24 protein-coding genes are annotated in these 25,854 nt (G+C 61.1%); 11 read left to right on the forward strand and 13 right to left on the reverse strand.

The window, feature by feature from the left end; translation table 11 throughout:
• Positions 1 to 63: 63 nt before the first annotated feature.
• Positions 64 to 1,446, forward strand: a complete 1,383-nt coding sequence (locus ACYASU_RS07420; RefSeq protein WP_346629514.1) for a NorM family multidrug efflux MATE transporter — start codon at positions 64 to 66, stop codon at positions 1,444 to 1,446.
• 179 nt (positions 1,447 to 1,625) lie between these two features.
• Here the strand turns inward: ACYASU_RS07420 and ACYASU_RS07425 are convergent, their stop codons facing one another.
• Positions 1,626 to 3,296, reverse strand: a complete 1,671-nt coding sequence (locus ACYASU_RS07425) for a putative bifunctional diguanylate cyclase/phosphodiesterase (protein ID WP_463582424.1) — start codon at positions 3,294 to 3,296, stop codon at positions 1,626 to 1,628.
• Positions 3,297 to 3,497: 201 nt separating this feature from the next.
• On the opposite strand from ACYASU_RS07425, the gene rep reads away from it, so the two are divergent.
• From rep to ACYASU_RS07445, 4 genes are all read left to right on the forward strand, one after another.
• On the forward strand, positions 3,498 to 5,507 hold the full coding sequence (rep, locus tag ACYASU_RS07430) for a DNA helicase Rep (RefSeq protein WP_122534146.1): 2,010 nt from the start codon (positions 3,498 to 3,500) through the stop codon (positions 5,505 to 5,507).
• A 39-nt stretch (positions 5,508 to 5,546) separates the two neighbouring features.
• The gene (locus ACYASU_RS07435; protein WP_463582425.1) at positions 5,547 to 6,116 is read left to right on the forward strand and encodes a xanthine phosphoribosyltransferase; all 570 of its coding nucleotides are present in this window, start codon (positions 5,547 to 5,549) and stop codon (positions 6,114 to 6,116) included.
• 189 nt (positions 6,117 to 6,305) lie between these two features.
• Positions 6,306 to 7,190, forward strand: a complete 885-nt coding sequence (locus tag ACYASU_RS07440; RefSeq protein WP_463582426.1) for an MBL fold metallo-hydrolase — start codon at positions 6,306 to 6,308, stop codon at positions 7,188 to 7,190.
• A gap of 81 nt (positions 7,191 to 7,271) precedes the next feature.
• The gene (locus ACYASU_RS07445) at positions 7,272 to 8,087 is read left to right on the forward strand and encodes a sulfite exporter TauE/SafE family protein (protein ID WP_463582427.1); all 816 of its coding nucleotides are present in this window, start codon (positions 7,272 to 7,274) and stop codon (positions 8,085 to 8,087) included.
• 82 nt (positions 8,088 to 8,169) lie between these two features.
• Here ACYASU_RS07445 and ACYASU_RS07450 read toward each other — a convergent pair whose 3' ends face one another.
• From ACYASU_RS07450 to dadA, 6 genes are all read right to left on the reverse strand, one after another.
• Positions 8,170 to 10,092 (reverse strand): acetyl-CoA hydrolase/transferase C-terminal domain-containing protein, encoded by a 1,923-nt coding sequence (locus tag ACYASU_RS07450; RefSeq protein WP_463582428.1) that lies wholly within the window; start codon positions 10,090 to 10,092, stop codon positions 8,170 to 8,172.
• A gap of 106 nt (positions 10,093 to 10,198) precedes the next feature.
• Complete coding sequence (locus tag ACYASU_RS07455) at positions 10,199 to 10,501, reverse strand: DUF2845 domain-containing protein (RefSeq protein ID WP_463582429.1); 303 nt, start codon at positions 10,499 to 10,501, stop codon at positions 10,199 to 10,201.
• An 8-nt stretch (positions 10,502 to 10,509) separates the two neighbouring features.
• The gene (locus ACYASU_RS07460; RefSeq protein ID WP_037016647.1) at positions 10,510 to 11,058 is read right to left on the reverse strand and encodes a cupin domain-containing protein; all 549 of its coding nucleotides are present in this window, start codon (positions 11,056 to 11,058) and stop codon (positions 10,510 to 10,512) included.
• 160 nt (positions 11,059 to 11,218) lie between these two features.
• On the reverse strand, positions 11,219 to 12,292 hold the full coding sequence (gene alr, locus ACYASU_RS07465) for an alanine racemase (protein WP_463582430.1): 1,074 nt from the start codon (positions 12,290 to 12,292) through the stop codon (positions 11,219 to 11,221).
• Positions 12,293 to 12,336: 44 nt separating this feature from the next.
• On the reverse strand, positions 12,337 to 12,690 hold the full coding sequence (locus tag ACYASU_RS07470; RefSeq protein ID WP_192171444.1) for a RidA family protein: 354 nt from the start codon (positions 12,688 to 12,690) through the stop codon (positions 12,337 to 12,339).
• Complete coding sequence (dadA, locus tag ACYASU_RS07475) at positions 12,662 to 13,963, reverse strand: D-amino acid dehydrogenase (protein ID WP_463582431.1); 1,302 nt, start codon at positions 13,961 to 13,963, stop codon at positions 12,662 to 12,664. Before dadA ends, ACYASU_RS07470 begins: the two co-directional genes overlap by 29 nt.
• Before the next feature lie 154 nt (positions 13,964 to 14,117).
• On the opposite strand from dadA, the gene dadR reads away from it, so the two are divergent.
• Positions 14,118 to 14,606, forward strand: a complete 489-nt coding sequence (gene dadR, locus ACYASU_RS07480) for a transcriptional regulator DadR (protein ID WP_065988245.1) — start codon at positions 14,118 to 14,120, stop codon at positions 14,604 to 14,606.
• A gap of 33 nt (positions 14,607 to 14,639) precedes the next feature.
• Here dadR and ACYASU_RS07485 read toward each other — a convergent pair whose 3' ends face one another.
• Entirely contained in the window at positions 14,640 to 14,993 is a 354-nt protein-coding gene (locus ACYASU_RS07485) for a YkgJ family cysteine cluster protein (RefSeq protein ID WP_463582432.1), read from the reverse strand.
• A 153-nt stretch (positions 14,994 to 15,146) separates the two neighbouring features.
• Here ACYASU_RS07485 and ACYASU_RS07490 point away from each other — a divergent pair, with 153 nt between their 5' ends.
• Positions 15,147 to 16,457 (forward strand): NAD(P)/FAD-dependent oxidoreductase, encoded by a 1,311-nt coding sequence (locus ACYASU_RS07490; RefSeq protein ID WP_463582433.1) that lies wholly within the window; start codon positions 15,147 to 15,149, stop codon positions 16,455 to 16,457.
• 38 nt (positions 16,458 to 16,495) lie between these two features.
• On the opposite strand, the gene ACYASU_RS07495 is transcribed toward ACYASU_RS07490, so the two are convergent.
• Positions 16,496 to 16,729 carry a DUF1127 domain-containing protein gene (locus tag ACYASU_RS07495; RefSeq protein WP_122534158.1) on the reverse strand — a complete coding sequence of 78 codons (234 nt, stop codon included), beginning with the start codon at positions 16,727 to 16,729 and terminating at the stop codon, positions 16,496 to 16,498.
• Between the two features lie 178 nt (positions 16,730 to 16,907).
• On the opposite strand from ACYASU_RS07495, the gene ACYASU_RS07500 reads away from it, so the two are divergent.
• Both ACYASU_RS07500 and ACYASU_RS07505 read left to right on the forward strand, forming a co-directional pair.
• Positions 16,908 to 18,335, forward strand: a complete 1,428-nt coding sequence (locus ACYASU_RS07500; RefSeq protein ID WP_423571964.1) for an aminotransferase-like domain-containing protein — start codon at positions 16,908 to 16,910, stop codon at positions 18,333 to 18,335.
• A gap of 92 nt (positions 18,336 to 18,427) precedes the next feature.
• Positions 18,428 to 20,017 carry a phospholipase D family protein gene (locus ACYASU_RS07505; RefSeq protein ID WP_442969418.1) on the forward strand — a complete coding sequence of 530 codons (1,590 nt, stop codon included), beginning with the start codon at positions 18,428 to 18,430 and terminating at the stop codon, positions 20,015 to 20,017.
• On the opposite strand, the gene ACYASU_RS07510 is transcribed toward ACYASU_RS07505, so the two are convergent.
• Positions 20,014 to 21,159: an MFS transporter gene (locus tag ACYASU_RS07510; protein ID WP_172610268.1), complete on the reverse strand. Its 1,146-nt coding sequence runs from the start codon at positions 21,157 to 21,159 to the stop codon at positions 20,014 to 20,016. The two genes, ACYASU_RS07505 and ACYASU_RS07510, sit on opposite strands and share 4 nt — an antisense overlap.
• 108 nt (positions 21,160 to 21,267) lie before the next feature.
• Entirely contained in the window at positions 21,268 to 22,761 is a 1,494-nt protein-coding gene (locus ACYASU_RS07515; protein WP_172610267.1) for an aldehyde dehydrogenase, read from the reverse strand.
• Between the two features lie 260 nt (positions 22,762 to 23,021).
• On the opposite strand from ACYASU_RS07515, the gene ACYASU_RS07520 reads away from it, so the two are divergent.
• A complete protein-coding gene (locus ACYASU_RS07520) occupies positions 23,022 to 23,384 on the forward strand; it encodes a cupin domain-containing protein (protein WP_463582434.1) in 363 nt (120 codons plus the stop codon).
• Positions 23,385 to 23,462: 78 nt separating this feature from the next.
• On the opposite strand, the gene rpmG is transcribed toward ACYASU_RS07520, so the two are convergent.
• The gene (rpmG, locus tag ACYASU_RS07525; protein ID WP_010225867.1) at positions 23,463 to 23,618 is read right to left on the reverse strand and encodes a 50S ribosomal protein L33; all 156 of its coding nucleotides are present in this window, start codon (positions 23,616 to 23,618) and stop codon (positions 23,463 to 23,465) included.
• A gap of 11 nt (positions 23,619 to 23,629) precedes the next feature.
• Complete coding sequence (gene rpmB, locus ACYASU_RS07530; RefSeq protein WP_037016669.1) at positions 23,630 to 23,866, reverse strand: 50S ribosomal protein L28; 237 nt, start codon at positions 23,864 to 23,866, stop codon at positions 23,630 to 23,632.
• A gap of 362 nt (positions 23,867 to 24,228) precedes the next feature.
• Here rpmB and ACYASU_RS07535 point away from each other — a divergent pair, with 362 nt between their 5' ends.
• On the forward strand, positions 24,229 to 25,818 hold the full coding sequence (locus tag ACYASU_RS07535; protein WP_463582435.1) for an ABC transporter substrate-binding protein: 1,590 nt from the start codon (positions 24,229 to 24,231) through the stop codon (positions 25,816 to 25,818).
• The last annotated feature ends 36 nt before the right edge of the window (positions 25,819 to 25,854 follow it).

Below are 25,854 nucleotides of genomic sequence, written 5' to 3' on the forward strand. Positions count from 1 at the left end.
CATCTTCACTTGAATCCCCACAATGACCGGCCCGCCAACACCCGCAACCCGAGCGCTAAGACCATGCACCAGCACGCCTTCAAAGAACTGTGGATCATCCTGCGTCTGGCCGGGCCGCTGATTGCTTCGCAGATGGCGCACATGCTGATGGTATTCACCGACACTGTGATGATGGGCAAGCTGGGCCCGGAATCCCTCGCCGGTGGCGGGCTGGGGGCGGCGAGCTACAACTTCGTGTCGTTCTTCTGCGTGGGGGTCATGGCCGCCGTCGGTACGTTGGTCGCGATCCGCAAGGGCGCGAATGATCACGCCGGCGTCACCCGCCTGACCCAGGCCGGTTTGTGGCTGGCGTGGGGCATGGCCTTGGTTGCTGCGCTGATCCTATGGAACCTCGAGCCGATCCTGCTGCAATTTGGTCAAGTCGAAGCCAACGTCCACATGGCCAGCGAATTTCTGATCACCTTGCCATTGGCGCTGCCCGGCCTGTTGAGCTTCATGGCGCTGCGCGGATTCACCAGTGCATTGGGCCGTGCGACCCCGGTAATGGTGATCAGTCTGGTGGGCGTGGCGCTGAACTTCGGACTCAACTACGCGTTTATCCACGGGCTGTTCGGCCTGCCGCACTGGGGCCTGATGGGCATTGGTCTGGTCACGGCCATTGTCACCAACGCCATGGCCCTGGCCCTCGCGCTGCACATTCGTTATCACAGCGCCTACGCGGCGTATCCCCTTCACAAAGAACTCATGAAACTCTCGCGCAGTTGCCTGAAAGAGCTGTGGCGTCTGGGCCTGCCCATCGGTGGCACGTATGCGGTGGAAGTCGGGCTGTTCACCTTTGCGGCATTCTGCATGGGCGCCATGGGCAGCACCCAGATGGCGGCGCACCAGATCGCTCTGCAATCGGTGTCGATGGCGTTCATGGTCCCGGTCGGGATTTCCTACGCGGTGACCATGCGCATCGGTCTGCACTACGGGGCTGGAAACCTGCTGCTGGCGCGCACTGCCGGACGCATGGGGATTGGCTTCGGCGGGCTGCTGATGCTTTCGTTCGGCATTCTGTTCTGGGTTGCGCCCCACGCCGTCATCGGTTTGTTCGTGGACCTCAACGATCCGAAATACCAGGGCGTGGTCGAGCTGGCGGTGAGGCTGCTGGCCATCGCTGCCTGGTTCGAGATTCTCGACGGCACGCAGACCATCGCCATGGGCGCGATCCGGGGGTTCAAGGACGCAAAAACCACGTTCCTGATCGGACTGGCGAGCTATTGGGTGGTCGGCGCACCGCTGGCCTGGGGCCTCGGATTTCTGGCGAACCAGGGCGCGGTGGGCGTGTGGTGGGGATTGGCGATCGGCCTGCTCTGCTCCGCGGTCGCACTGACCTGGGCATTCGAGCGCAAGACAGCGAGGCTGCTGCGCAAAGAGGCGACGGGCGTTGTGGTGATGGGATAGGCCTCTGCGGATATTCACAATCGGGGCGGTCACAAACCCAACTGTAGGAGCAATCGGAGGTTACGACGGTCGCGAAGGCGGTGGATCTGTGACATCCATGTCGGCTGACCCCATGCATTCGCGAGCAAGCTCACTCCTACAGAATCACTCCGAGGTGTGTTCAAAGAACGAGCCGCCGCTCACTGGCTCTGCAGCGCAATCCCTTTGCTCTGGTCCATCGCCAGATAATCCATCAGCTCCGGCAAGGCCAGCGGGTGACTGATCAAAAAACCCTGGGCCTGATCGCAGTTGAAGCTGCGCAGCAAGGCCAGTTGCTCGGGGGTTTCAACGCCTTCGGCCACCACTTCGAGGCTGAGGTTGTGGGCGAGGTTGATCATCGCGTGGACCAGCTTGCGGTTTTCCTCGCGCTGCTCCATTTCACCGACGAAGCTCTTGTCGATCTTCAGCAGTGTGATCGGCAAGCTGTTGAGGTGTACGAAGGACGAGAACCCGGTCCCGAAATCGTCCAGCGAGAAGCGCACACCCAGCCGTCCGAGCGCATCCATGGTCTGTTTGACCAGATCGCTGCGGCGCATGACGGCCGTCTCGGTCAGCTCGAATTCCAGCCATTGCGCATCGATACCCCGATCGGCGATCAACCGGCTGAGGGTCGCGAGCAACTGGTTGTCCTGAAACTGGCGGAACGACAGGTTGATCGCCATGTGCAGCGGCGGCACGCCTTTCTCGCGCAGGGCCTGCATGTCGCGCAGGGCACGGGCAATCACCCAATAACCCAGCGGCACGATCAACCCGCTTTGCTCAGCCAGCGGCACGAACTCACTCGGCGGCAACAACCCACGCTCAGCGTGGCGCCAACGCACCAATGCCTCCAGCCCCAGAATGCGCCCGGTATTCAGGCACAGGCGTGGCTGGTAATGCAGCTCCAGCTCATCGCGACGCAAAGCACGGCGCAGTTCGCTTTCCAGATCGGCGAGGCTGCGCGCGTTGCGGTTGATGCGTTCGTTGAAGACGTGAAAGGTACAGCCCTGAGTGCCCTTGGCCTGCTGCATGGCGATGTGCGCGTGCCACATCAACGGATCGGCGCCGCCATTGAGGCGCGCATAGGCGATGCCAAGGCTGCAACCGATCAACAGGCTTTCCCCATCGACCCAATACGGTTCGGACAAGGCTTCGGTGATGCGCTCGGCGATGGATTCGGCGCGCTCGGGGGCGCGTCGTGTGTCGATCAGCAGGGCAAATTCATCGCTGCCCAGTCGCGCCAGTTGATCGCACGCCTCCAGCTGGCCTTTCAGCCGCGCCACCACTTGCAGGATCAGTCGATCGCCCGCCTGATGACCCAGCGCGTCATTGGCGCGCCGGAAGTTGTCCAGGTCCAGATGCCCCAGCGCCAGGCCGCGGCCGTCGAACTCGGCCAGTCGGGCGGCCAACAGGGTCTGAAAGCCCTGGCGGTTGGCGATGCCGGTAAGAGGGTCCTGCTCGGCGAGGCGATTGAGCGTGGTCTCTAGAACGCCCCGTTCGCGCACGTGGCGCAGACAGCGGCGCAGGGCCTGCGTTGTGAGGGCGTCGCGCACCAGCCAGTCGCTGACACCAACGGGCTCTTCGTCAGGTTCGGTGTCGAAAAGCAATACAGTGGGCCAGTGGCATTGGCCGGCGGCCGGCTGAAGGGCTTCGGTGGTAAAGAGTATTCCGGAGGTGGGGAAGTCGGTTTGATTGCTGACAGCGTCCCAGTTCGGCGCGCAGTCAAGGACAGCGGCGTCTCCGAGCGGCGCCAGGCACTCGCGCAACGATGCCGGCCATTCGGGCGTGTCCGCCAGAAGCAGCAAGCGCAAGGGTTCGACAGGCGTAGACAAGCTAACTCCCCACACAAACGTAAAGACCTTGGCGCACCCCCGAATGAGGGTCGTCAAACGCGAGAATCATCCGCAATACGCAAATGTAACAAAACGGCGAAATATAGATAGCGCGGCGCATCACAGTGTCGGACGGTGGCTGCACAATCCGCTGACCCTGTTAAAATGCCCGCCCTTTTCCAGGCGACCCCATTTTTCCCCATGTCCCGACTCAATCCCCGGCAACAGGAAGCCGTGAACTACGTCGGCGGCCCTCTTTTGGTGCTCGCCGGCGCTGGCTCCGGCAAGACCAGCGTGATCACACGCAAGATTGCCCACCTCATCCAGAACTGCGGCATCCGTGCCCAGTACATCGTCGCCATGACCTTTACCAACAAGGCGGCCCGGGAGATGAAAGAGCGCGTCGGTACCCTTTTGCGCGCTGGCGAGGGGCGCGGCCTGACCGTCTCGACGTTCCACAACCTGGGCCTGAACATCATCCGCAAGGAACACGCCCGGTTGGGCTACAAGCCCGGGTTCTCGATCTTTGACGAGACCGACGTCAAAGCGCTGATGACCGACATCATGCAAAAGGAATACTCGGGCGACGACGGCGTCGACGAGATCAAGAACATGATCGGCGCCTGGAAAAACGAATTGATCCTGCCGCCCGAAGCCCTCGCCAATTCGCGCAACCCCAAGGAGCAGACCGCCGCCATCGTCTACAGCCACTACCAGCGCACGCTGAAGGCGTACAACGCGGTGGATTTCGACGACCTGATTCTGCTGCCGGTGAAGCTGTTCGAGGAGCACGCCGACATTCTGGAAAAGTGGCAGCACAAGGTGCGCTACCTGCTCGTCGACGAATACCAGGACACCAACGCCAGCCAGTACCTGCTGGTGAAGATGCTCATCGGCACGCGCTGCCAGTTCACCGTTGTGGGTGACGATGACCAGTCGATCTACGCCTGGCGCGGTGCGCGGCCGGAAAACCTGATGCTGCTCAAGGACGATTACCCGTCGCTGAAAGTGGTGATGCTGGAGCAGAACTACCGCTCCACCAGCCGCATCTTGCGCTGCGCCAACGTGCTGATCGCCAACAACCCCCATGCGTTCGAAAAGCAACTCTGGAGCGAGATGGGTCACGGCGACGAGATCCGCGTGATTCGCTGCAAGAACGAAGACGCCGAAGCCGAACGTGTCGCCATCGAAATTCTCAGCCTCCACCTGCGCACCGACCGGCCGTACAGCGATTTCGCGATTCTCTATCGCGGTAACTATCAGGCCAAGCTGATCGAGCTGAAGCTGCAGCACCATCAGATTCCGTACCGGCTGTCCGGGGGCAACAGCTTTTTTGGACGTCAGGAAGTGAAAGACCTGATGGCCTACTTCCGCTTGCTGGTGAACCCGGACGACGACAACGCCTTCCTGCGGGTGATCAATGTGCCGCGCCGGGAAATCGGTTCGACCACCCTTGAAAAGCTGGGCAACTACTCGACCGAGCGCAAGGTGTCGATGTACGCCGCCACCGACGAGATCGGCCTGGGCGAGCATCTGGACGCCCGCTTCACCGATCGCCTCAGACGCTTCAAGCACTGGATGGACGGCGTGCGCCAGCAATGCGCGACGCAGGACCCTATCGCCGCTTTGCGCAGCATGGTCATGGACATCGATTACGAAAACTGGATTCGTCAGAACAGCTCCAGCGACAAGGCCGCCGACTACCGCATGGGCAACGTGTGGTTCCTGATCGAGGCGCTGAAGAACACGCTGGAGAAAGACGAAGAAGGCGGCATGACCATCGAGGAGGCCATCGGCAAGCTGGTCCTGCGCGACATGCTCGAACGTCAGCAGGAAGAGGAAGACGGCGCCGAAGGCGTGCAGATGATGACCCTGCACGCCTCCAAGGGGCTGGAGTTTCCGTACGTGTTCATCATGGGGATGGAAGAGGAAATCCTCCCGCACCGCTCCAGCATCGAGGCCGATACCATCGAAGAAGAACGCCGCCTGGCCTACGTGGGCATCACCCGCGCGCGGCAGACGCTGGCGTTCACCTTCGCCGCCAAACGCAAGCAGTACGGCGAAATCATCGATTGCCTGCCGAGCCGGTTCCTCGACGAACTGCCGCCGGACGATCTCGCCTGGGAAGGCAACGATGACACGCCCGTCGAAGTCAAAGCCGTACGCGGCAATACAGCCTTGGCGGACATACGCGCCATGCTGAAAAGATAACGTTCATTTCGCGCACATCGCGCTCTGAGGACCACCCACGTGGAAGCACTGCACAAGAAAATTCGCGAAGAAGGCATCGTGCTTTCCGATCAGGTATTGAAGGTCGACGCGTTTCTAAACCATCAGATCGACCCGGTGCTGATGCAGCAGATCGGTGACGAATTCGCCGCGCTGTTCGCCGGCTCCGGCATTACCAAGATCGTCACCATCGAGGCTTCCGGCATCGCCCCTGCAGTCATGACCGGTCTGAAGATGAGCATCCCGGTGATCTTCGCGCGCAAGCATCAGTCGCTGACCCTCACCGAGAACATGTTTTCCGCGTCGGTGTATTCGTTCACCAAGCAGACCGAAAGCACCATCGCCATTTCTACCCGTCACCTGAACAGCAGCGATCGGGTGTTGATCATTGACGACTTCCTGGCCAACGGTAAGGCGTCCCAGGCGCTGATCTCGATCATCAAACAAGCGGGCGCAACCGTCGCCGGCCTGGGTATCGTGATCGAGAAGTCATTCCAGGGCGGCCGCGCTGAACTGGACGGCCAGGGCTATCGTGTAGAGTCACTGGCGCGCGTACAGTCGTTGAAAGATGGCGTTGTGACGTTCGTTTGATCCGGATTCACCTTTAGGGTGCGTAGCTGACGCCGCGCTTTGGCCCAGCAAACGCGTAACCCCGTGGGAGTGAGCTTGCTCACGAAAGCATACTTTCAGGCGCAGAGGTTACTGTGAATGTACCGGCCCCTTCGCGAGCAAGCTCGACTCCCACAGATTTCTTGCGGTCAGTAGAACAGGAGACACGTTATGGAAATTGGCGAAAAACTGAGCGTAGAGGCGTTCTTTGATCCGCAGACCTCGACCATCAGTTACCTGGTCATTGACCGCTCTACGCGTCAAGCCGCGCTGATCGACAGCGTGCTGGATTACGACCCGAAATCCGGACGCACCAGCACGCAGTCCGCCGACAAGCTGATCGAGAGGGTTCGCGAGCTGGGCGTGTCGGTGCAGTGGATTCTGGAAACCCACGTCCACGCCGATCACGTTTCGGCAGCGGCCTACTTGAAAGAACAACTCGGCGGCACCGTCGCGATCGGCAGCCACATCACTCGCGTGCAGAAAGTTTTCGGCACGCTGTTCAACGCCAAAGGCGACTTTGCCCGCGACGGCAGCCAGTTCGACCGGTTGCTGGAAGATGACGCGCACTTTCAGATCGGCACGCTGCAGGCCAGAGCCATGCACACCCCTGGCCACACGCCGGCGTGCATGACGTACGTGATTGAAGCCGGCGATGAAGCCGTGGCGTTTGTCGGCGATACGCTGTTCATGCCCGACTACGGCACCGCCCGTTGCGACTTCCCCGGCGCCGATGCGCGCACGCTGTATCGCTCGGTCGGCCGAATTCTCGGCCTGCCGCCACAGACGCGTCTGTTCATGTGCCACGACTATCTGCCCAATGGCCGTGAGCTGATGTTCATGACCACCGTCGCCGAGCAACGCGCCAGCAACATCCATGTGCGCGAAGGCATCGACGAGGACGCTTTCGTCGAGATGCGCGAGAAGCGCGATGCCACCCTCGACATGCCGATGCTGATCCTGCCTTCGGTGCAGATCAACATGCGCGGCGGCAACCTGCCGGAAGCGGAGGACAACGGCGTCCGCTACCTGAAGGTCCCGATCAATGCGCTGTAAACCCTGCCGAGCGCGCCGATCAGGCGCGCTCATCCTGAACAGCTACCTCCTGACAGCCCCCACGGAACTTGCTCACTTACGATGAATGAACACGAACTGATCGGAGCCGGCCTCGGTACGATCATTGGCGCGGTATTGGGATTGACGGGCGCCGGTGGCGGCATTCTTGCGGTGCCGCTGCTGGTTTTCGGGCTGGGCCTGACGATGATCGAAGCCGCGCCGGTGGGCCTTTTGGCGGTCGGCCTGGCTTCGGCCGTCGGTGCAGCGCTTGGGCTGCGCCAGGGTATCGTCCGTTACCGTGCGGCCATTTTCATCGCAATCATTGGCATCGCGCTGTCGCCGGTAGGGCTGTGGCTGGCGCACCAGCTGCCCAATGCGCCGCTGGCGTTGGGGTTTGCGCTGATTCTGTTTTATGTGTGCGGGCGGATCTACCGCAAAGCCGCTCACGAGTTGCGCCACGGCAAACCGCCGGATCGTGGGGCATTCAGGCCCTGCGTAGTCAATCCGCTGGTGGGTCGGCTGCGCTGGACCCTGCCCTGCGCTCGGTCACTGGCGGCGACCGGCGCATTGGCCGGGCTGTTGTCAGGATTGCTCGGTGTGGGTGGCGGCTTCGTCATCGTGCCGGCATTGACCCGATACACCGACCTTGAGATGAAAAGCATCGTCGCCACGTCGCTGGCGGTAATCGCCCTGGTCTCGACCGGCAGCGTGATCACCGCCACCATCGGCGGCGCGATGCATTGGACTGTGGGGCTGCCGTTCGCCGCAGGGGCCGTCGCCGGACTGGTAGTCGGCAGACAGGTCAGCCGTTACCTCGCCGGCCCGCGGTTGCAGCAGCTGTTTGCCGTCAGCGGCTTCTTTGCTGCCGTGCTACTGGTGATCAAAACCCTCGGCTGAACGGATGCAGTTCGCGAACGCGGTGGGCCTGTCACCCATGTTGTCCGACCCGCCGCATTCGCTCGGCATCTCACCCAACCGCCTAAGCCGTCGCCTGCAACCCCGCCAGCACCAGCCGCTGATACAGCTCTTCTCGCAACCCCTGCGGATGATCGAGGCCCATGCGCTGCAAGTGCTCCGGATAGGCGCTCGCGTCAGGCGCTTCCAGCGTGGCCTTGCCCAGCTCGATGATTTCCGTGAGCTTGAACTTGCTTTTCAACCAGTTCAGCGCGCGCAGGAGATCGCGCTCCTCGGCCGTAAAATCGCTGCCCAGCGGGTACTCGATGAACAGCGACGGGAACTGGTCGCGGATTTCCTTCAGCCGCTCGGGCGTGTTCTGGCTGAACAGCGGATCAAGGCGGAAGTCCTTCGGCAGCTTGCCGGCTTTTTGCGCCTGATCGATCAGGCCCGGCTGGAAGCGTGAATCGCTGATGTTGAGCAGCGCCTCGATCACCGCCGCGTCGGTTTTGCCGCGCAGGTCGGCGATGCCATATTCAGTGACGACGATATCGCGCAGATGCCTCGGGATCGTCGTGTGCGCATAGTCCCAGACGATATTGGAATTGACCTCCCCACCCGACTCACGCCAGCTGCGCAGAATCAGCACGGAACGCGCGCCGTCCAGCGCATGGCCCTGAGCGACGAAGTTGTACTGCCCGCCGACACCGCTGACCACCCGGCCGTCGGCCAATTGATCGGAGACCGCTGCGCCCAGCAACGTCACGGTGAAGCAACTGTTGATGAATCGCGCATCCCGCCGTTGCAGGCGCTTGAGCGTCTCGTCGCCGTATAGCTCGTTGATGTAACTGATCGCAGTCATGTTGACCTGCGCGATCTGCGCCGGCGTGAATTCCCGCAGCCGCTCGTAGAAGCTGCGCGGCCCGAGAAAGAAGCCGCCGTGAATTAACACGCCGTCGCTATAAATCGATTCGTCCAGAACCCCGTCGTTGGCCATTTGCTGCAGCTCGACGTCGGCGTAAACCTTGCGGCGGATGATCCCCGCGTCCAGCAGCACCAGCAGCCCGTTGACCAGCATTTCGCTGCAGCCATAAAGCCCGGTGGCGAAGGGCATCACCCCGCCTTGCGCCTCGATCAACGGCTTCCAGGTGGAAATGCCGTCCAGCTCGGCCAGGCACGCGCGGTAGGTTTCGTTATCGGCCTGGCGCGCGAGCAAGGCGGCGGTCAGGGCGTCGCCCATCGAACCGATGCCGATCTGCAGCGTACCGCCGTCGCGCACCAGCGTGCTCGCGTACAAGCCAATGAAGTGATCCTGGACACCGACTGGCATGTTCGGCGTCGAGAACAGCGTGCTGCGCTCTTCATGCTCGATCAGCAGGTCGAAGGTGTCGGCGCTGACCTCGGCACCGCCCTGCATGTAGGGCAGATCCGCGTGGACGTGGCCGAGTATCAGAATGCGCTCGCCCAACCCACGGCGTTTTTCCACCATGGGCAACAGGTCGAGGGTGATGTCGGGGTTGCAGCTCAGGCTGAGGTAATCGGGCCGTTGGGAGTCGCGGGCGATCAGTTGCGCGATCAGATTCAGACCATTGGCGTTGATGTCCCGCGCAGCGTGGCTGTAATTGCTGCTGACGTAATCTTGCTGCGCTTCGACACTGCCCAGAAGGCTGCCGGGCTGCATGAAGAACTGCTGGACGTGAATGTTGGGCGGGAGATCGTCCCGGCGCAGATCGGTGAGGAAATCCAGCTCCGGGTAGTCGTCGAAGACGCGCTCCAGAAAGGGTTCGAGAAAACGTCCCTGCAAACCATCGCCGCCATCCGGTCGCCCGAGGCACAGCGCGGTGTAGATAGTCAGATGCCGATCGGGCAGCGATTTGATTCGGGCGTACAACGCGTTAGCGAAGCGATTGGGCTTGCCCAACCCCAGCGGCATACCCATATGGATGTGTGCCGGCAATTCAGCCAACACGTGATCGACAGCTTGCTCGATCGAGCAGGAATGCGGCATCCGGCCTCTCCTGATTTTGTTATTTGATAGCGGTTGGACCGGGCCTTCAGGGGATTTGCTGCACTGCGCGGCTTGCGCCCTTAAAAAACGACTGTCACGCGGCCACTCAGTCCCGCTTCGTCTCGATTTTTACCAGCTTGTCGTCGATAAACCGTAGGTGTTGTTTTGCGCCGTTGCGAGGGCCATACACCCATAAGCTGACTTTAGCAGTGCCAAGCTTCGGGACGCCGTTGCTCCTGAGCGCGGGCATTTGATCAACACTGCTGTCGGGCGCCCCGCACTTCTGGCGGACCACGTCGGCGGTGTCCCCCAGACTGATAAGCGCCGTGCCGCAGCGCATGGTCGCGTCAGCAGTATCGGCGAAAAGCAAGACGGCCAGGCCGAGGAAGATCAGTTTTCGGGTAAGCATGTCTCTGATCAAAAATTCGCCGGCGTGGCCGCGCTGATGAGTCGCGCAGGAACGTCGAACGGGTTGCGAAAGCGATGGGGTCGGGAGCTCTCGAAGTAGTAACTGTCGCCCTCTTCAAGCACGTAGGTGTCCAGACCGACCACCAGCTCAAGACGGCCCTCGACCAGAATCCCGGTCTCCTCGCCCTCGTGCACGAGCATCTCGACGCCAGTGTCGGCACCCGGCGGGTAGACTTCGGAAAGGAACGCAATGGCGCGGCTCGGATGGGATTTGCCGACCAGTTTCATGGTCACGGCACCGTCCGAGATATCGATCAGTTCGCTGGCTTTATAGACCACTTGGGTCGGATTTTCGGGTTCGAGCTCTTCGGAAAAGAACTCCACCATGGACATCGGTATGCCGCCCAGCACCTTGCGCAGGGAGCTGATCGAGGGGCTGACGCTGTTCTTCTCGATCATGGAGATGGTGCTGTTGGTCACGCCCGCTCGTTTGGCGAGTTCACGCTGGGACAGACCTTTGAGTTTACGAATGGATTGCAGTCGTTCACCGACGTCCAATGCGGGAGTCCTCCTGATGATCAAGTTGGGTCAAGTGGCCGCCATCATGGCAACAGCGTTCAGTATTTACAACACTTGAGCCCATGGCCGGATCAGCAAAGGGACTGGCGGCCGTCACAGGCCGCGAGGGGGTGATTTGCCGAGGACTGGCGAGCGGCCGTCAGGCCTCGGAATAGAGCCTTGGCACGCGTTTCAGATTGCACAGAATCTGGTACGGAATCATGCCCGCGCTGGACGCAAGGTCGCTGATGAGGATGTTCTTGCCCCACAGCTCGACGCGGCTGCCCAGCCCTGCGCCCGGCACGTCGGTGAGGTCGACACAGAGCATGTCCATCGACACACGCCCGAGCAACTGGCTGCGATGCCCGTCGACCATCACGGGGGTACCGGTAGGCGCCTGCCGCGGATAGCCGTCGGCATAGCCCATCGCGACCACACCGATGCGCATGTTGCGCTCGGCGACGAATGTACCGCCGTAGCCCACTGGCTCACCGACGGGCAGGTCACGCACGCAGATGACGCGGGATTCCAGGGTCATGACCGGCTGCAAACGATCGGCGACCGATTGCGGCTGCTCGAACGGCGTCGCGCCGTAGAGCATGATGCCAGGACGCACCCAGTCACTCGGCACGCTGGGCCAGCCCATGACGGCAGGGGAATTGCGCAGGCTGAGTTCGGCGGTCAGACCGGCACGGGCCGATTGAAAAATGGCCACTTGCTCATCGGTGCGCGCGCTGTCGAGTTCGTCGGCGCGGGCGAAGTGGGTCATCAAGACAATCTTCGCGGCCTTGCCGCTGTTCAGCAGCCGCTGATGGGCCGCCTGAAAATCCGCCGGGTGAATGCCAACGCGGTGCATACCCGAATCCATCTTCAGCCACACGTTCAGCGGCTTGCCGAGGGCGGTTTGCTCGATGGCATCGAGTTGCCAGAGGGAATGCACCACGCACCAGAAATCATGCTCGACGATCAGCGCCAGTTCGTCGGCCTCGAAAAAACCCTCCAGCAGCAGAATCGGTGCTTTGATCCCGGCCTGACGCAGCTCCAGCGCTTCTTCAATGCACGCCACGGCAAAACCATCGGCCTCGGACTCCAGCGCCTGCGCAACCTGCACCGCGCCGTGGCCGTAGGCGTCCGCCTTGATCACGGCAAGCGCCTTGGCGCCAGCGGTGTCGCGCGCCAGTTGGTAGTTGTGGCGCAAGGCCTGAAGGTCGATAAGGGCGCGGGCTGGACGCATGCTGGGGCTTCTTGTTGGTCAATAGATGGATATAGGTGGGTGAACTACGGCAGCGCCGCAACCACCGACAGTTCAACCAGAATCTCAGGCTCGCACAGCTTGGCTTCAACCGTTGCACGCGCAGGGGCAAGGCCCCTCGGCAGCCAAGTGTCCCAGACGCTGTTCATGCCGGCAAAGTGTGCATCGATGTCTTTCAGGTAGATCGTCACCGACAGAATGCGGGTCTTGTCGGTACCGGCCAGGTCCAGCAATCGCTCAATGTTGTGAAGCGTCTCGCGGGTCTGCTGCTCAATCCCCGCTGCCATGTCGTCGGCCACTTGCCCGGCAAGGTAAACAGTGCCGTTGTGGACGACCAACTGGCTCATGCGCTCATTGGTGAGCTGGCGCTGAATGGACATGTTTTGCGATCTCCTTGGAGCTGCCGTAACGGGAAATATCGAGGCCTTCAGCACTGATCTGCGGGGTTTTGCGCGCGATCAGGTCAGCCAGCAATCTGCCTGAACCGCAGGCCATCGTCCAACCCAACGTGCCGTGGCCGGTGTTGAGGAACAGATTGCGATACGGCGTTGCGCCCACGATAGGTGTTCCGTCCGGCGTCGTCGGGCGCAGACCGGTCCAGAAGCTGGCCTGCTGCAGGTCGCCGCCGCGAGGATAAAGGTCGTTGACGATCATCTCCAGGGTCTCGCGGCGACGAGGATTAAGCGACAGGTCGAAACCGGCGATCTCGGCCATGCCGCCCACACGAATGCGATTGTCGAAGCGGGTAATCGCGACCTTGTAGGTCTCGTCGAGAATGGTCGAAGTCGGCGCCATCGCCGGGTCGGTGATCGGCACCGTCAGCGAGTAGCCCTTGAGCGGATAAACCGGCGCCTTGATGCCAAGCGGCTTGAGCAGTTGCGGCGAGTAGCTGCCAAGCGCCAGCACGTAGCGGTCAGCGGTTTCGAGCGTGCCATTGATGCGCACGCCCCTGATGGTGTCGCCGGCGAAATCAATGGACTCGATGGACTGGCCGAAGCGGAACTCAACGCCCAGCTTCACGCACATTTCGGCCAGACGCGTGGTGAACAGCTGGCAGTCGCCGGTCTGATCGTTCGGAAGACGCAGTGCCCCACTGAGGATATTGCTGACGCTGGCCAGGGCTGGCTCGACCCGGGCAATGCCTTCACGGTCGAGTACTTCATAGGGCACGCCGGCCTGTTCGAGCACGGCGATGTCCTTGGCGGCGTTATCCAGCTGTTCCTGAGTGCGGAACAGCTGGGTGGTGCCGAGGCTGCGGCCTTCGTAGGCAATGCCGGTCTCGGCACGCAACTCATCGAGGCAGTCGCGGCTGTATTCGGAGAGGCGAACCATGCGCTCTTTGTTGACCGCATAACGGTTCTGGGTGCAGTTGTGCAGCATCTGCGCCATCCACAGGTATTGATCGATATCGGCCGTTGCCTTGATCGCCAGCGGCGCATGGCGCTGCAGCAACCATTTCAGCGCCTTGAGCGGCACACCCGGCGCCGCCCATGGCGAGGCGTAGCCCGGCGACACCTGCCCGGCGTTGGCGAAACTGGTTTCCATGGCCGCGGCCGGTTGACGGTCAACGACCGTCACCTCGAAGCCCGCACGCGCCAGGTAATACGCACTGGTGGTACCGATTACGCCACTTCCAAGGACCAGAACGCGCATGTTGATTCCCTCATCGCGGATATCCGCTGACGTTTTCAAGTTTTAAGCAAGGATGTGCGCAGTATAAAAAGGCGTGAGCAGTGCTTTTGACTATATAAACGCCTATATTCGGCATTTCTTCTCGGCAACCGACGCTTTGGCAGAGGGCTCTTCGATGCGTACCCAGCACCAGTCCAAACGCGAGCTGGACAAGATCGACCGCAATATCCTGCGCATCCTGCAAAACGACGGACGGATCTCCTTCACCGAACTGGGCGAACGCGTCGGCCTGTCTACCACGCCGTGTACGGAGCGGGTCCGGCGTCTGGAGCGTGAGGGCATCATCATGGGCTACAACGCCCGCCTCAATCCGCAGAACCTCAAAGCCAGCTTGTTGGTGTTTGTCGAGATCAGCCTGGACTACAAGTCCGGTGACACCTTTGAAGAATTCCGCCGCGCGGTGCTCAAACTGCCCCATGTGCTGGAATGCCATCTGGTGTCAGGGGATTTCGACTATCTGGTGAAAGCGCGGATTTCCGAGATGGCGTCGTACCGCAAGCTGCTGGGCGATATCCTGCTCAAGCTGCCCCACGTGCGGGAGTCCAAGAGCTACATCGTGATGGAAGAGGTGAAGGAGAGTTTGTGCCTGCCGATTCCGGAGTGAACACTAGCAGTGGATTGATGGCATCTGGCGTCGTTACACCAGGACCTGCCGCGTAGAGGCGATGAACTCATGCACCTGTTTCTCGACGCGCGGGTGAATCAGGACCTCAGGGCGACGACCGTTGGGGCATGGCAGGGTTTTCGTGGTGCCGAACAGGCGACAAATCAGAGGCCGCTCGTCATACACGGTGCAGCCATTGGGCCCCAGGTGTACGCAGTTCAGCTCGTTGAGCGCCGCTTCCTGCTCGGCTGGTGTCTTGCGCGGCAAGCGCGACATTTCTTCGGACGACGTGGTCACCGGCCCACAGCAATCGTGGCACCCCGGCACGCACTCGAACGACGGAATCTGCCGCCGCAGATCGCGGATTTTCTCGCTGTTGCAACCCATCGCGGCAGTTTCCCCTGTGAAAGGTGCTGATTGTGCCCCAGCGCCTCTGCGACTGACACCCGGGTGATCATCCGCTGGCATTTTCTTGCCCGGATTCATTCACCCCGCTACCCTCCGTAAAATTTTCCAAACAGTGTTCTCGGGATATTCAACATGAATGCTCGGTCTCCCCAGCCCGGATTGTCTGATCACGCGGCTTCTTATTACGCCGCCACCCGCCATCCCCGGCCTGACTACCCTGCATTGCACGGCGAGATCAAAACCGACGTCTGCATCATCGGTGGCGGGTTTTCCGGGCTGAACACGGCGATCGAGCTGGCTGAACGCGGCTTGAAGGTGGTGCTGCTGGAAGCGCACAAGATCGGCTGGGGCGCGAGCGGGCGCAACGGCGGGCAGTTGATCCGCGGCGTCGGCCATGACGTGGACCAGTTCAGCAATGTCATCGGCGAGGACGGCGTTCGTCAGCTCAAGCTGATGGGCCTCGAAGCGGTGGAAATCGTCCGTGAGCGCGTCAGCAAATACCAGATCGACTGCGACCTGACCTGGGGCTACTGCGATCTGGCGAACAAGCCCAAGGAGTTCGAGGGCTTTGCCAAAGACGCAGAAGAGCTGCGAAGCCTGGGTTACCGCCACCCGCTGGAATTGATTGAAGCGGGCAACCTCAGCAGCGTCATCGGCTCACCCAACTATGCCGGCGCGATGCTGGACATGGGCTCGGGCCATCTGCATCCGCTGAACCTGGCGCTGGCAGAAGCCGCCATCGCTCAGTCACTGGGCGTGCAGGTGTGCGAACACTCGGCAGCGACGCGGCTGGAATATGGGACAGAGGTCAACATTCATACAGCTCAAGGGCGGGTGCGCGCCAGCACGCTGGTGCTGGGCTGCAATGCGTATCTCAACGAGCTCGATGGGGAGTTGAGCGGCAAGGTCTTGCCCGCCGGCAGTTACGTCATCGCCACCGAGCCGCTGAGCGAAGAGCTCGCCAGCCAGCTGATTCCGCGCAATACCGCGATGTGCGATCAGCGGGTGGCGGTGGATTATTTTCGCCTGTCGGCGGATCGGCGCCTGTTGTTCGGCGGCGCCTGTCACTATTCAGGCCGCGACCCGAGCGACATTGCAGCGTACATGCAGCCGAAGATGCTCAAGGTGTTCCCTAAGCTCAAAGACGTGAAGATCGATTTTCAGTGGGGGGGGATGATCGGCATCGGCGCCAACCGCTTGCCGCAGATCGGGCGACTGCACACGCATCCAAACGTGTTCTACGCTCAGGCGTACGCGGGGCACGGGTTGAACGCGACGCATCTGGCGGGCAAGTTACTGGCTGAGGCCATCAGCGGCCAACACAGCGGCGGGTTCGAGCTCTTTGCCAAAGTCCCTCACATCACCTTCCCCGGCGGTAAACATTTGCGCTCGCCGCTATTGGCGCTGGGGATGTTGTGGCACCGCTTCAAAGAACTGGTGTAACGAAACTCGCCGCTGTGAGGCTGACTGCGTCACAGCCCTCATTCGCGCCAGAACGGCTTGAGCCCTTCATGGCGCGCCTGCTCGCTGCTCAAGCCAATATCCTTCAACTGCTCGTCAGTCAGTTTCAACAACGCGCGCCGACTGGCCAGTCGATGCTGAAACAGCCCCCACATCCCTAATCCTTCCGGCGCACTAATGCGCGAGCTCCCGTCCTGCTCCCGGACCAGCTCACCGGCGTACAGCGTTAACCGAACATCACTTATTCCGCTCATTTCCAGACACCTCAGGGTGGGTTTCGAGTGGATTCATGATGTGTCTGTATGGAAAACCATTACAGATCCAAAGAATTATTATTCTTTGCATACAGATCGGTTTCCTCTCGCGCTGAATGCTGTATTTTCCCAACATCTGTATCGGTCTACCGATCGCATCACCTTGTGGGAGTACGCCATGACCCTCTACGTCAACCTCGCCGAATTGCTCGGCACGCGCATCGAAAACGGCTTTTATCGCCCCGGCGACCGGCTGCCTTCGGTGCGTGCGTTGAGTCTTGAGCACGGCGTCAGCCTGAGCACGGTGCAGCAGGCGTATCGATTGCTGGAAGACAACGGGCTCGCGCTGCCACGCCCCAAGTCCGGGTATTTCGTGCCGGCTGGCCGCAAGACGCCCGCCCTGCCTGCGATAGGCCGCCCCGCCCAGCGCCCGGTGGAAATCTCTCAGTGGGATCAAGTGCTGGAACTGGCACGAGCCGCACCCAGCCCTGACGTGGTTCAGCTGGGTCGCGGCATGCCCGACGTCACCAGCCCGACCTTGCGGCCACTGACCCAGGCGCTGGGCAGGATCAGCCGTCGCTCGGACATGCCCGGGCTGTATTACGACAATATCCACGGCCGGCGTTGCCTGAGGGAACAAGTCGCGCGGCTGCTGCTGGATTCCGGCACCAACATCGATCCGGACGATCTGGTGATCACCACTGGCGCCCAAGAGGCGCTGGCCATCTGTATCCGTTCGGTGTGCCAGCCGGGCGACATCGTCGCAGTCGACTCGCCCAGCTTTCACGGCGCCATGCAGGCGCTCAAGGGGCTGGGCATGAAAGCCCTGGAAATCCCCACCGACCCGCTCACCGGCATCAGCCTCGACGCATTGGAGCTGGCGCTGGAACAGTGGCCGATCAAAGCCATACAGCTGACGCCGAGCTGCAACAACCCGCTGGGCTACATCATGCCGGAGGACCGTAAACGCGCACTGCTGACCCTGGCGCAACGCTTCGATGTGGCGATCATCGAAGACGATGTGTATGGCGATCTGGCCTACACCTACCCTCGCCCGCGCACGATCAAATCCTTCGACGAAGACGGCCGCGTCCTGCTCTGCAGCTCGTTTTCCAAGACCTTGGCGCCGGGCCTGCGCGTCGGTTGGGTCGCACCCGGTCGATACCTTGATCGCGCCCTGCACATGAAATACATCAGCACCGGTTCGACCGCGACCCAGCCGCAGCTGGCGATTTCCGATTTTCTCAAAGCCGGGCACTACGAGCCGCACATGCGCCGGATGCGCGGCCAGTACCAGCGCAGTCGCGACCTGATGACCGGCTGGGTGACGCGTTACTTCCCGGAAGGCACCCGTGTGAGTCGTCCCCAGGGTGGGTTCATGCTGTGGATCGAGCTGCCGGAAGACTTCGACTCGTTGCGCCTGAACCGCGCCTTGCAGGGGCAAGGCGTACAGATCGCCGTGGGCAGCATCTTTTCGGCGTCCGGCAAATACAGAAACTGCCTGCGCATGAACTTCGCCGCCAAGCCGACCGCGCAAATCGAGGACGCGGTGCGCAAGGTCGGCGCTGCCACGGCGCTGCTCATGCAGCGGACCGACCCTGCATGACCTTTGCAGCTAAACCTTTTGAAGCTTTTAACCTTTTGGGGCTTTTAACCTTTAGGAGAAAGCGCGGTCATATCGCCATGACTGATTTTCGGATGACCGCGTTGACGAACTTACGGGCGGTGCCCCTCCTCCTGGCTCTCGCCCTCGGCCTCAGCGGTTGTGCGCACACGCCCGCCCCCGACGGTCCGAGTCAGGCACTCCCGGCGGCGCAGTCTTCTTTCGGACGCTCGATCATGGCCCAGGCGGCGCCTCACGAGGGCCGCTCGGGTTTCCGCCTGCTGCCCAACAGCACTGAAGCCTTCATGGCCCGCGCCGAGCTGATTCGAAACGCCAAAACCAGCCTGGACCTGCAGTACTACATCGTTCACGACGGCCTGAGCACTCGGGCGCTGGTTGACGAACTGCTCAAAGCTGCCGATCGCGGCGTTCGCGTGCGCATCCTGCTGGACGACACCACCAGCGACGGGCTGGATGAAGTCATCGCCACACTCGCTGCGCACCCGAATATTCAGATTCGCCTGTTCAATCCGCTCAATCTGGGCCGCAGCATGGGCGCCACCCGTAATCTGGGCCGGCTGTTCAATCTGTCACAACAGCATCGACGCATGCACAACAAGCTGTGGCTGGCCGACGGCGCCGTGGCCATCGTCGGCGGGCGCAATCTGGGTGACGAGTATTTCGACGCCGAACCCAATCTGAATTTCACCGACATCGACATGCTCAGCGTGGGCCCGGTGGCGGAACAGCTGGGTCACAGCTTCGATCAGTACTGGAACAGCGCGCTCAGCAAGCCGATCAACGACTTCCTCTACTGGCCACCCGATCGTAAGGATCTGACCAAAGCGCGCGCTCTGCTGGCCGAATCGCTGGATCAGGCCCACGTTGAGAAGAAGGCCCTGTATGAACGGCTGATGGACTATCGGACTCACCCGCGTATGAAGACCTGGCTCAATGAGCTGATCTGGGCGCACAACCAGGCGTTGTGGGACGCGCCGACCAAGGTGCTGTCACGGGGCGAGCCCGACCCGCATCTGCTGCTGGCGACTCAATTGAGTCCTGATCTGGGCAGCGTGCACAAGGAACTGATGCTGATCTCAGCCTACTTCGTGCCTGGGCAGGAAGGCTTGGTGTACCTGACCGGCCTCTCGGACAAAGGCGTGTCGGTGAACCTGCTGACGAATTCGCTGGAGGCCACCGACGTGCCGGCGGTGCATGGCGGCTATGCGCCGTACCGCCGAGCGCTGCTGGAGCACGGCGTGAAGCTGTTCGAACTGCGCCGCCAGCCAGGCGATCCGAGCAACGCCAAGGGCAGCGGACCTGCATTTCTGCACACAAACCTGATCAAGGGCGGCTCGGAATCGAGCCTGCACAGCAAGGCGATGATCTTTGATCGACAGAAGATGTTCGTGGGTTCGTTCAATTTCGACCCACGGTCAGTGCTGTGGAACACCGAAGTCGGCGTGCTGGTCGACAGCCCCGAGCTGACCGAATACCTGCGCGAGCTGGCGCTTCAGGGTATGGCGCCGGCCATCAGCTATCAGGTCAAGCTGGAAAACAACCGGCTGGTGTGGGTGACCGAGGACAACGGCAAAATCCACACGCTGTCCAAAGAGCCTGGCGACTGGTGGCGCCGGATGAACGCCTGGTTCAGCACGGCGGTCGGCCTGGAAAAGATGCTTTAAGCCGCCACTGCTTGCGCGCCAAAGGCCTTGGGACGCTGGGACAGGATCACCAACCCCAGCGCCCCCGCCGCCATCAGCAACGGCAGCGCCTGACCGCTGACCCACTGGCTGCCAGCGCCTGCCGCCAAGGGGCCGAGCAGGCAACCGATCCCCCACAGCTGAGCGACATGGGCATTGGCGCGCACCAAAGCGTCATCGCGGTAGCGCTCGCCAATCAAAATCAGCGACAGCGTGAACAACCCGCCCGCACTGGCGCCGAACAGTACCCACAGCGGCCAGATGGCGATTGTGTCGACCAGCAGCGGGATCGCCAGGCTCGACACCATCAGCACCAGCGCACACCCGGAAAACAGCCGCCGACGGGAAACCCTGTCGGCCAGCGCACCAATCGGCAGTTGCAGAAGCGCATCACCCACCACCACGGTGCTGACCATCGCCAAAGCCACTTCAGGCGTGAAGCCCTGTTGCAGGCAATACACCGGCAGCAAGGTCAGAATCATCGCTTCAAACCCGGCGAATAAAGCGATGGCCCACGCAATGGCCGGCAAACTCCGACAGAAGCCGCCGAGATCGCGCAGCGTCACATGGCTGGATTCCGCGCTCGGCGCGCCTGTTCTGCCCAGCAATAGAAACGGCGATACCGCCAGCAACAGGGTCCCGACCCAGAACCCGTAATCTGCTTCCGTGCCAATGAAACCCAGCAGCACCGGCCCGCCCAACTGACTCAGCGCGTAGGAACTGCCGTACAGCGCCACCAGCTTGCCGCGCAGCCGTTCGATCACCAACTGGTTGATCCAGCTCTCGCCGAGCACGAAGACGATGGTCAGGATCGTCCCGAGCATCAGCCTCAATACCAGCCAGATCCAGTAATTGGGCAATAACGCCAGCAAACCCACTGAAAATGACCCGGCCCACAGGCACAGCCGCATCAGGTTGGCGGTACCGAGTCTTGAAGCGAGCCGGCTGGCAAGACTTGCGCCCAGCAGCACGCCAATGGCCGGCATCGCAGCCATGACGCCAATGGCAAACGCACCGTAACCCCAGGCCTCCAGCCGCAGGGACACCAGCGGCATGCTCACGCCCAGCGCCAGACCGACGCTCAATACCGACGCCAGCACAGCGAAATAAGTACCCCAACGCATCACCACGCTCCTGTGGCTCAAAAGGACGAAACAAAACAGCCGGGCTTTGATGAAAGCCCGGCTGCGTTGGTTTTTACAGCGCCTGAGTGTTGAAGCGCGCGCGGCCTCTTACAGCTTGATCCAGGTCGCTTTCAGCTCGGTGTATTTATCGAACGCGTGCAGCGACTTGTCTCGCCCGTTGCCGGACTGCTTGAAGCCACCAAACGGCGCAGTCATGTCGCCGCCATCGTACTGATTGACCCACACGCTGCCAGCGCGCAACGCCTTCGCGGTCAGATGCGCCTTGGACAAGTCAGCCGTCCACACCGCCGCGGCCAGGCCGTAAGGCGTGTCGTTGGCAATCTGAATGGCTTCTTCAGCGGTATCGAAGGTCAGCACAGAGAGCACTGGCCCGAAGATCTCTTCCTGAGCGATCTTCATCGCGTTGGTCACGCCGTCGAAGATCGTCGGCTCAACGTAGGTCCCGCCCGTCTCTTGAAGAATGCGCTTGCCGCCGACGACCAGCTTGGCGCCGTCGGTGTGGCCGGCTTCGATGTACGACAGGACGGTGTTCATCTGCTGGGTATCGACCAGCGCGCCAACGGTGGTTGACGGATCAAGCGGGTTACCCGGCTTCCAGGCTTTCAGCGCTTCGATCACCATCGGCAGGAATTTGTCCTTGATCGAGCGCTCGACCAACAGACGGGAGCCGGCTGTGCAGACCTCGCCCTGATTGAAGGCGATGGCGCTGGCCGCAGATTCCGCCGCAGCTTGCAGATCCGGCGCATCGGCGAAGACGATGTTCGGGCTCTTGCCGCCGGCTTCCAGCCAGACGCGCTTCATGTTCGATTCGCCCGAGTAGATCAGCAACTGCTTGGCGATCTTCGTCGAACCGGTAAACACCGCCGTGTCGACATCCATGTGTAGCGCCAGCGCTTTACCGACGGTGTGGCCGTAACCCGGCAGGACGTTCAGCACGCCAGCCGGAATACCGGCTTCGATGGCGAGCTGGGCGACACGGATCGCGGTCAGCGGGGATTTTTCCGACGGTTTGAGGATGACCGAGTTGCCGCTCGACAGCGCAGGACCCAGCTTCCAGGACGCCATCAACAGCGGGAAATTCCACGGCACGATGGCCGCCACCACGCCAATTGGTTCACGAGTCACCAAGCCCAATTGATCGTGCGGGGTCGGCGCCACTTCGTCGTACAGCTTATCGATGGCCTCGCCGCTCCAGCTCAACGCCTGGGCGGAGCCGGGAATATCGATGCCATAGGAGTCGCTGATCGGCTTGCCCATGTCGAGGGTTTCGAGCAGCGCGAGCTCTTCGACGTTCTCATTGATCAGCTCGGCCAGACGAAGCATGGCTGCCTTGCGCTTGGCCGGCGCCAATCGCGACCAGACGCCGGAATTGAACGTAGCCCGGGCATTTTCAACGGCGCGCTGCGCGTCGGCGGCGTCACAGCTGGCGACGTGGGCGAGGAAGCGGCCATCGACCGGACTGATGCAGTCGAACGTCGAGCCGGATGCGGCGTCTGTGTATTCACCGTTGATGAAAGCACGGCCTTCGATTTTCAGATCCTGGGCGCGTTGTTCCCAGTCAGCATGAGTCAGGGTGGTCATGAAACGTCCTCCTCTTATGAAATAGGCACGTCTTCGCACTCGAATCGGGCTTCAGGGCAGGGCCTGACGCGTCATCGGATCGGCCGAAGGCATTCGCCACCCTAAACCAGCATTGGACGGATTTCCAATATATTGGACAGAAGCGGGCTTAATCTGGCCGGATCGTGCATTTTATTCAACAGCTGTTCGGGCTCGCTCGTGCTTTTCATCCAGCCCTCGGCAAGCAACAATCACGCAGCGCCTACTTTCAGGAATCAGATATGAGCATCGAAAGCATCGTCGACTTCAGCGAAGCCACTACCGCAGCGGAGCGTTTCACCCCTGCTGCTGAAAAGATCCTCAAGGGCGAGCCGAACCAGACGGTTTACAACCATTACAACAGCCCGTGCGGGCAGCTGAATGCAGGCGTCTGGGAAGGGGAAGTCGGTCAGTGGAAAGTGAATTACACCGAGCATGAGTACTGTGAAATCGTGCAGGGCGTCTCGGTACTTCGTGACGAAGACGGCAAGTCGAAAACCCTGCGCGCGGGTGACCGCTTCGTGATTCCTGCAGGGTTCACAGGCACGTGGGAGGTGCTGGAGGCCTGCCGCAAGATCTATGTGGTGTTCGAACAGAAGGCCTGACTGTTAGTTGACCCACCTTATTTCACCCACAAAAAAGCCCGCATCGCTGCGGGCTTTTTTGTAAGAGGCAGAAATCAATTACTTGATTTTGGCTTCTTTGTAGATCACGTGCTTACGAACAACCGGATCGAATTTTTTAATTTCGATTTTGTCCGGAGTCGTGCGCTTGTTCTTGTCGGTGGTGTAGAAGTGGCCGGTGTTAGCGGTCGACACCAAACGGATCAATTCACGCATGATTTTCTCCCTTAGACCTTCGCGCCAGCACGGCGGATTTCGGCCAGAACAACCGTGATACCACGCTTGTCGATGATACGCATGCCTTTAGCAGATACGCGCAGACGTACGAAGCGTTTCTCTTCTTCAACCCAGAAGCGGTGATGCTGCAGGTTTGGCAGGAAACGACGACGGGTTTTGTTGTTTGCGTGGGAAATGTTATTCCCGGTTACCGGACCCTTACCGGTAACTTGACATACTCTCGACATGCCTCAGCCCTCTAAAACCACATGCCCAACCCGGCATGGGTTGGCCGCTTAATCTCTCAGTCATTTGGCGCCAGGCGCCGCGTTTCTTCAGGGGTCTTACCGGCCACACCTAAGGTGAAGGCAGCGGGCCCCTAGAAAAGAGCGCTGCTTTATACCAGAAAGCCCCCGGTGCAACAACACAAACCACGAATTGCCTGTCACAAAGCCAGGGCTTTCACCCGGCAACGCCAGCGGCGTTAGGCGCGGCGGGAAATATACCACTCGTCGCGCCGCAGCGATTGTTCTGCGCCAATCGATGGTCTAGGGTTACTGACTCTCCAGACTGCGCCGGCAGATGGGCTCTCTCTGAAAGGAAAATCGCCATGCGCCTAGCCGTTCTACCCCTGTTGCTCGCGTCCCTGTCCACACCACTGCTGGCCCAGGCGGCAACGACGCTGAGCGTCTGCACGGAAGCCAGCCCCGAAGGCTTTGACGTGGTGCAGTACAACTCGCTGACCACCACCAATGCTTCGGCCGACGTGCTGATGAACCGCCTGGTGGACTATGACGCCAAGGACGCCAAGCTGGTTCCGAGCCTGGCGCAGAGCTGGAGTGTGTCGCCGGACGGGCTGACCTACGACTTCAAACTTCGCGCTGGCGTGAAATTCCATCACACCGACTATTTCACCCCCACGCGCGAGCTCAACGCTGACGACGTGGTGTTCAGCTTCCAGCGCATGCTCGATCCGGCCAATCCGTGGAATAAGATCGCTGTGCAGGGCTTCCCCCACGCGCAATCCATGCAATGGCCGTCGCTGATCAAGAAAGTCGAAGCGACCGATGCCACCACAGTGCGCATCACCCTGGACCACCCGGATGCGACCTTTCTGGCGACGCTCAGCATGGGCTTCGCTTCTATTTATTCCGCGGAGTACACCGCGCAGCTGTTGAAGGCCGGCACGCCGGAGAAGCTAAACAGCCAGCCAATCGGCACCGGGCCTTTTATCTTCAAGCGCTTCCAGAAAGACTCGGTGGTGCGTTACGAGGCGAACCCGGATTACTTCGCCGGCAAGCCAGCCGTTGATGCGCTGATCTACGCGATTACGCCGGACGCCAACGTTCGCCTGCAACGTATTCGCCGCAACGAGTGCCAGGTTGCCCTGTCGCCGAAGCCGATGGATGTCGCTGAAGCCGGCAAGGATTCGAACCTGAAGGTCGAAAAGACTGACGCCTTCATGACCGCTTTCCTGGCGATCAACAGCCAGCATCCGCCGCTGGACAAACCGGAAGTGCGTCAGGCGATCAACCTGGCATTCGACAAAGATACTTACCTGAAAGCGGTATTCGAAGGCTCGGCGCGCCCGGCCAATGGTCCGTATCCGCCTAATACCTGGGGCTACGCCAGTGACCTGCCTGGCTACAAGCATGATGTGGCGAAGGCAAAGGAACTGCTGACCAAGGCCGGTCTGAAAGACGGCTTCAAGACGACGATCTGGACTCGGCCGTCGGGCAGCTTGCTCAATCCCAACCCTAACGCCGGCGCGCAGTTGCTGCAGAACGATCTGGCCGCGGTGGGGATCAAGGCGGAAATCAAAGTTATCGAATGGGGCGAGCTGATCCGCCGCGCCAAGACCGGCGAGCACGATCTACTGTTCATGGGCTGGTCGGGGGATAACGGCGACCCGGATAACTTCCTGACGCCGCAGTTCTCCTGCGCCGCAGTCAAATCCGGCACCAACTTCGCGCGCTACTGCGATGAGGGGCTGGACAAGCTGATCAGCCAGGGCAAAGCGGTGACCGATCAGGCGCAGCGCAGCAAGCTGTATCACCAGGCTCAAGAGCAGATCCAGAAGCAGGCATTGTGGCTGCCGCTTGCGCATCCAACTGCCTATGCGCTGCTGCGCAAGAATGTCGAGGGTTATAGCGTGAGCCCGTTTGGTCGTCAGGATTTCTCAAAGGTGACCGTGAAGTAATTCGCGGGAGATCGGGAACTGGGCTCATACGCTCCC

It is taken from the genome of Pseudomonas sp. HP_12 (genome assembly GCF_055283955.1).

Bases quoted from the DNA above. Each gene is read 5' to 3' on its own strand.
- dadA (WP_463582431.1), bottom strand. From the start codon at position 13,963: ATGCGCGTTCTGGTCCTTGGAAGTGGCGTAATCGGTACCACCAGTGCG.
- ACYASU_RS07500 (WP_423571964.1), top strand. From the start codon at position 16,908: ATGACCCTCTACGTCAACCTCGCCGAATTGCTCGGCACGCGCATCGAA.
- ACYASU_RS07515 (WP_172610267.1), bottom strand. From the start codon at position 22,761: ATGACCACCCTGACTCATGCTGACTGGGAACAACGCGCCCAGGATCTG.
- ACYASU_RS07520 (WP_463582434.1), top strand. From the start codon at position 23,022: ATGAGCATCGAAAGCATCGTCGACTTCAGCGAAGCCACTACCGCAGCG.
- rpmG (WP_010225867.1), bottom strand. From the start codon at position 23,618: ATGCGTGAATTGATCCGTTTGGTGTCGACCGCTAACACCGGCCACTTC.
- ACYASU_RS07455 (WP_463582429.1), bottom strand. From the start codon at position 10,501: ATGCTTACCCGAAAACTGATCTTCCTCGGCCTGGCCGTCTTGCTTTTC.
- ACYASU_RS07420 (WP_346629514.1), top strand. From the start codon at position 64: ATGCACCAGCACGCCTTCAAAGAACTGTGGATCATCCTGCGTCTGGCC.
- dadR (WP_065988245.1), top strand. From the start codon at position 14,118: ATGCGTACCCAGCACCAGTCCAAACGCGAGCTGGACAAGATCGACCGC.
- ACYASU_RS07485 (WP_463582432.1), bottom strand. From the start codon at position 14,993: ATGGGTTGCAACAGCGAGAAAATCCGCGATCTGCGGCGGCAGATTCCG.
- ACYASU_RS07470 (WP_192171444.1), bottom strand. From the start codon at position 12,690: ATGTCCATTCAGCGCCAGCTCACCAATGAGCGCATGAGCCAGTTGGTC.
- rep (WP_122534146.1), top strand. From the start codon at position 3,498: ATGTCCCGACTCAATCCCCGGCAACAGGAAGCCGTGAACTACGTCGGC.
- ACYASU_RS07445 (WP_463582427.1), top strand. From the start codon at position 7,272: ATGAATGAACACGAACTGATCGGAGCCGGCCTCGGTACGATCATTGGC.
- ACYASU_RS07495 (WP_122534158.1), bottom strand. From the start codon at position 16,729: ATGAGCGGAATAAGTGATGTTCGGTTAACGCTGTACGCCGGTGAGCTG.
- rpmB (WP_037016669.1), bottom strand. From the start codon at position 23,866: ATGTCGAGAGTATGTCAAGTTACCGGTAAGGGTCCGGTAACCGGGAAT.
- ACYASU_RS07510 (WP_172610268.1), bottom strand. From the start codon at position 21,159: ATGCGTTGGGGTACTTATTTCGCTGTGCTGGCGTCGGTATTGAGCGTC.
- ACYASU_RS07450 (WP_463582428.1), bottom strand. From the start codon at position 10,092: ATGCCGCATTCCTGCTCGATCGAGCAAGCTGTCGATCACGTGTTGGCT.
- ACYASU_RS07490 (WP_463582433.1), top strand. From the start codon at position 15,147: ATGAATGCTCGGTCTCCCCAGCCCGGATTGTCTGATCACGCGGCTTCT.
- ACYASU_RS07440 (WP_463582426.1), top strand. From the start codon at position 6,306: ATGGAAATTGGCGAAAAACTGAGCGTAGAGGCGTTCTTTGATCCGCAG.
- alr (WP_463582430.1), bottom strand. From the start codon at position 12,292: ATGCGTCCAGCCCGCGCCCTTATCGACCTTCAGGCCTTGCGCCACAAC.
- ACYASU_RS07535 (WP_463582435.1), top strand. From the start codon at position 24,229: ATGCGCCTAGCCGTTCTACCCCTGTTGCTCGCGTCCCTGTCCACACCA.
- ACYASU_RS07505 (WP_442969418.1), top strand. From the start codon at position 18,428: ATGACCGCGTTGACGAACTTACGGGCGGTGCCCCTCCTCCTGGCTCTC.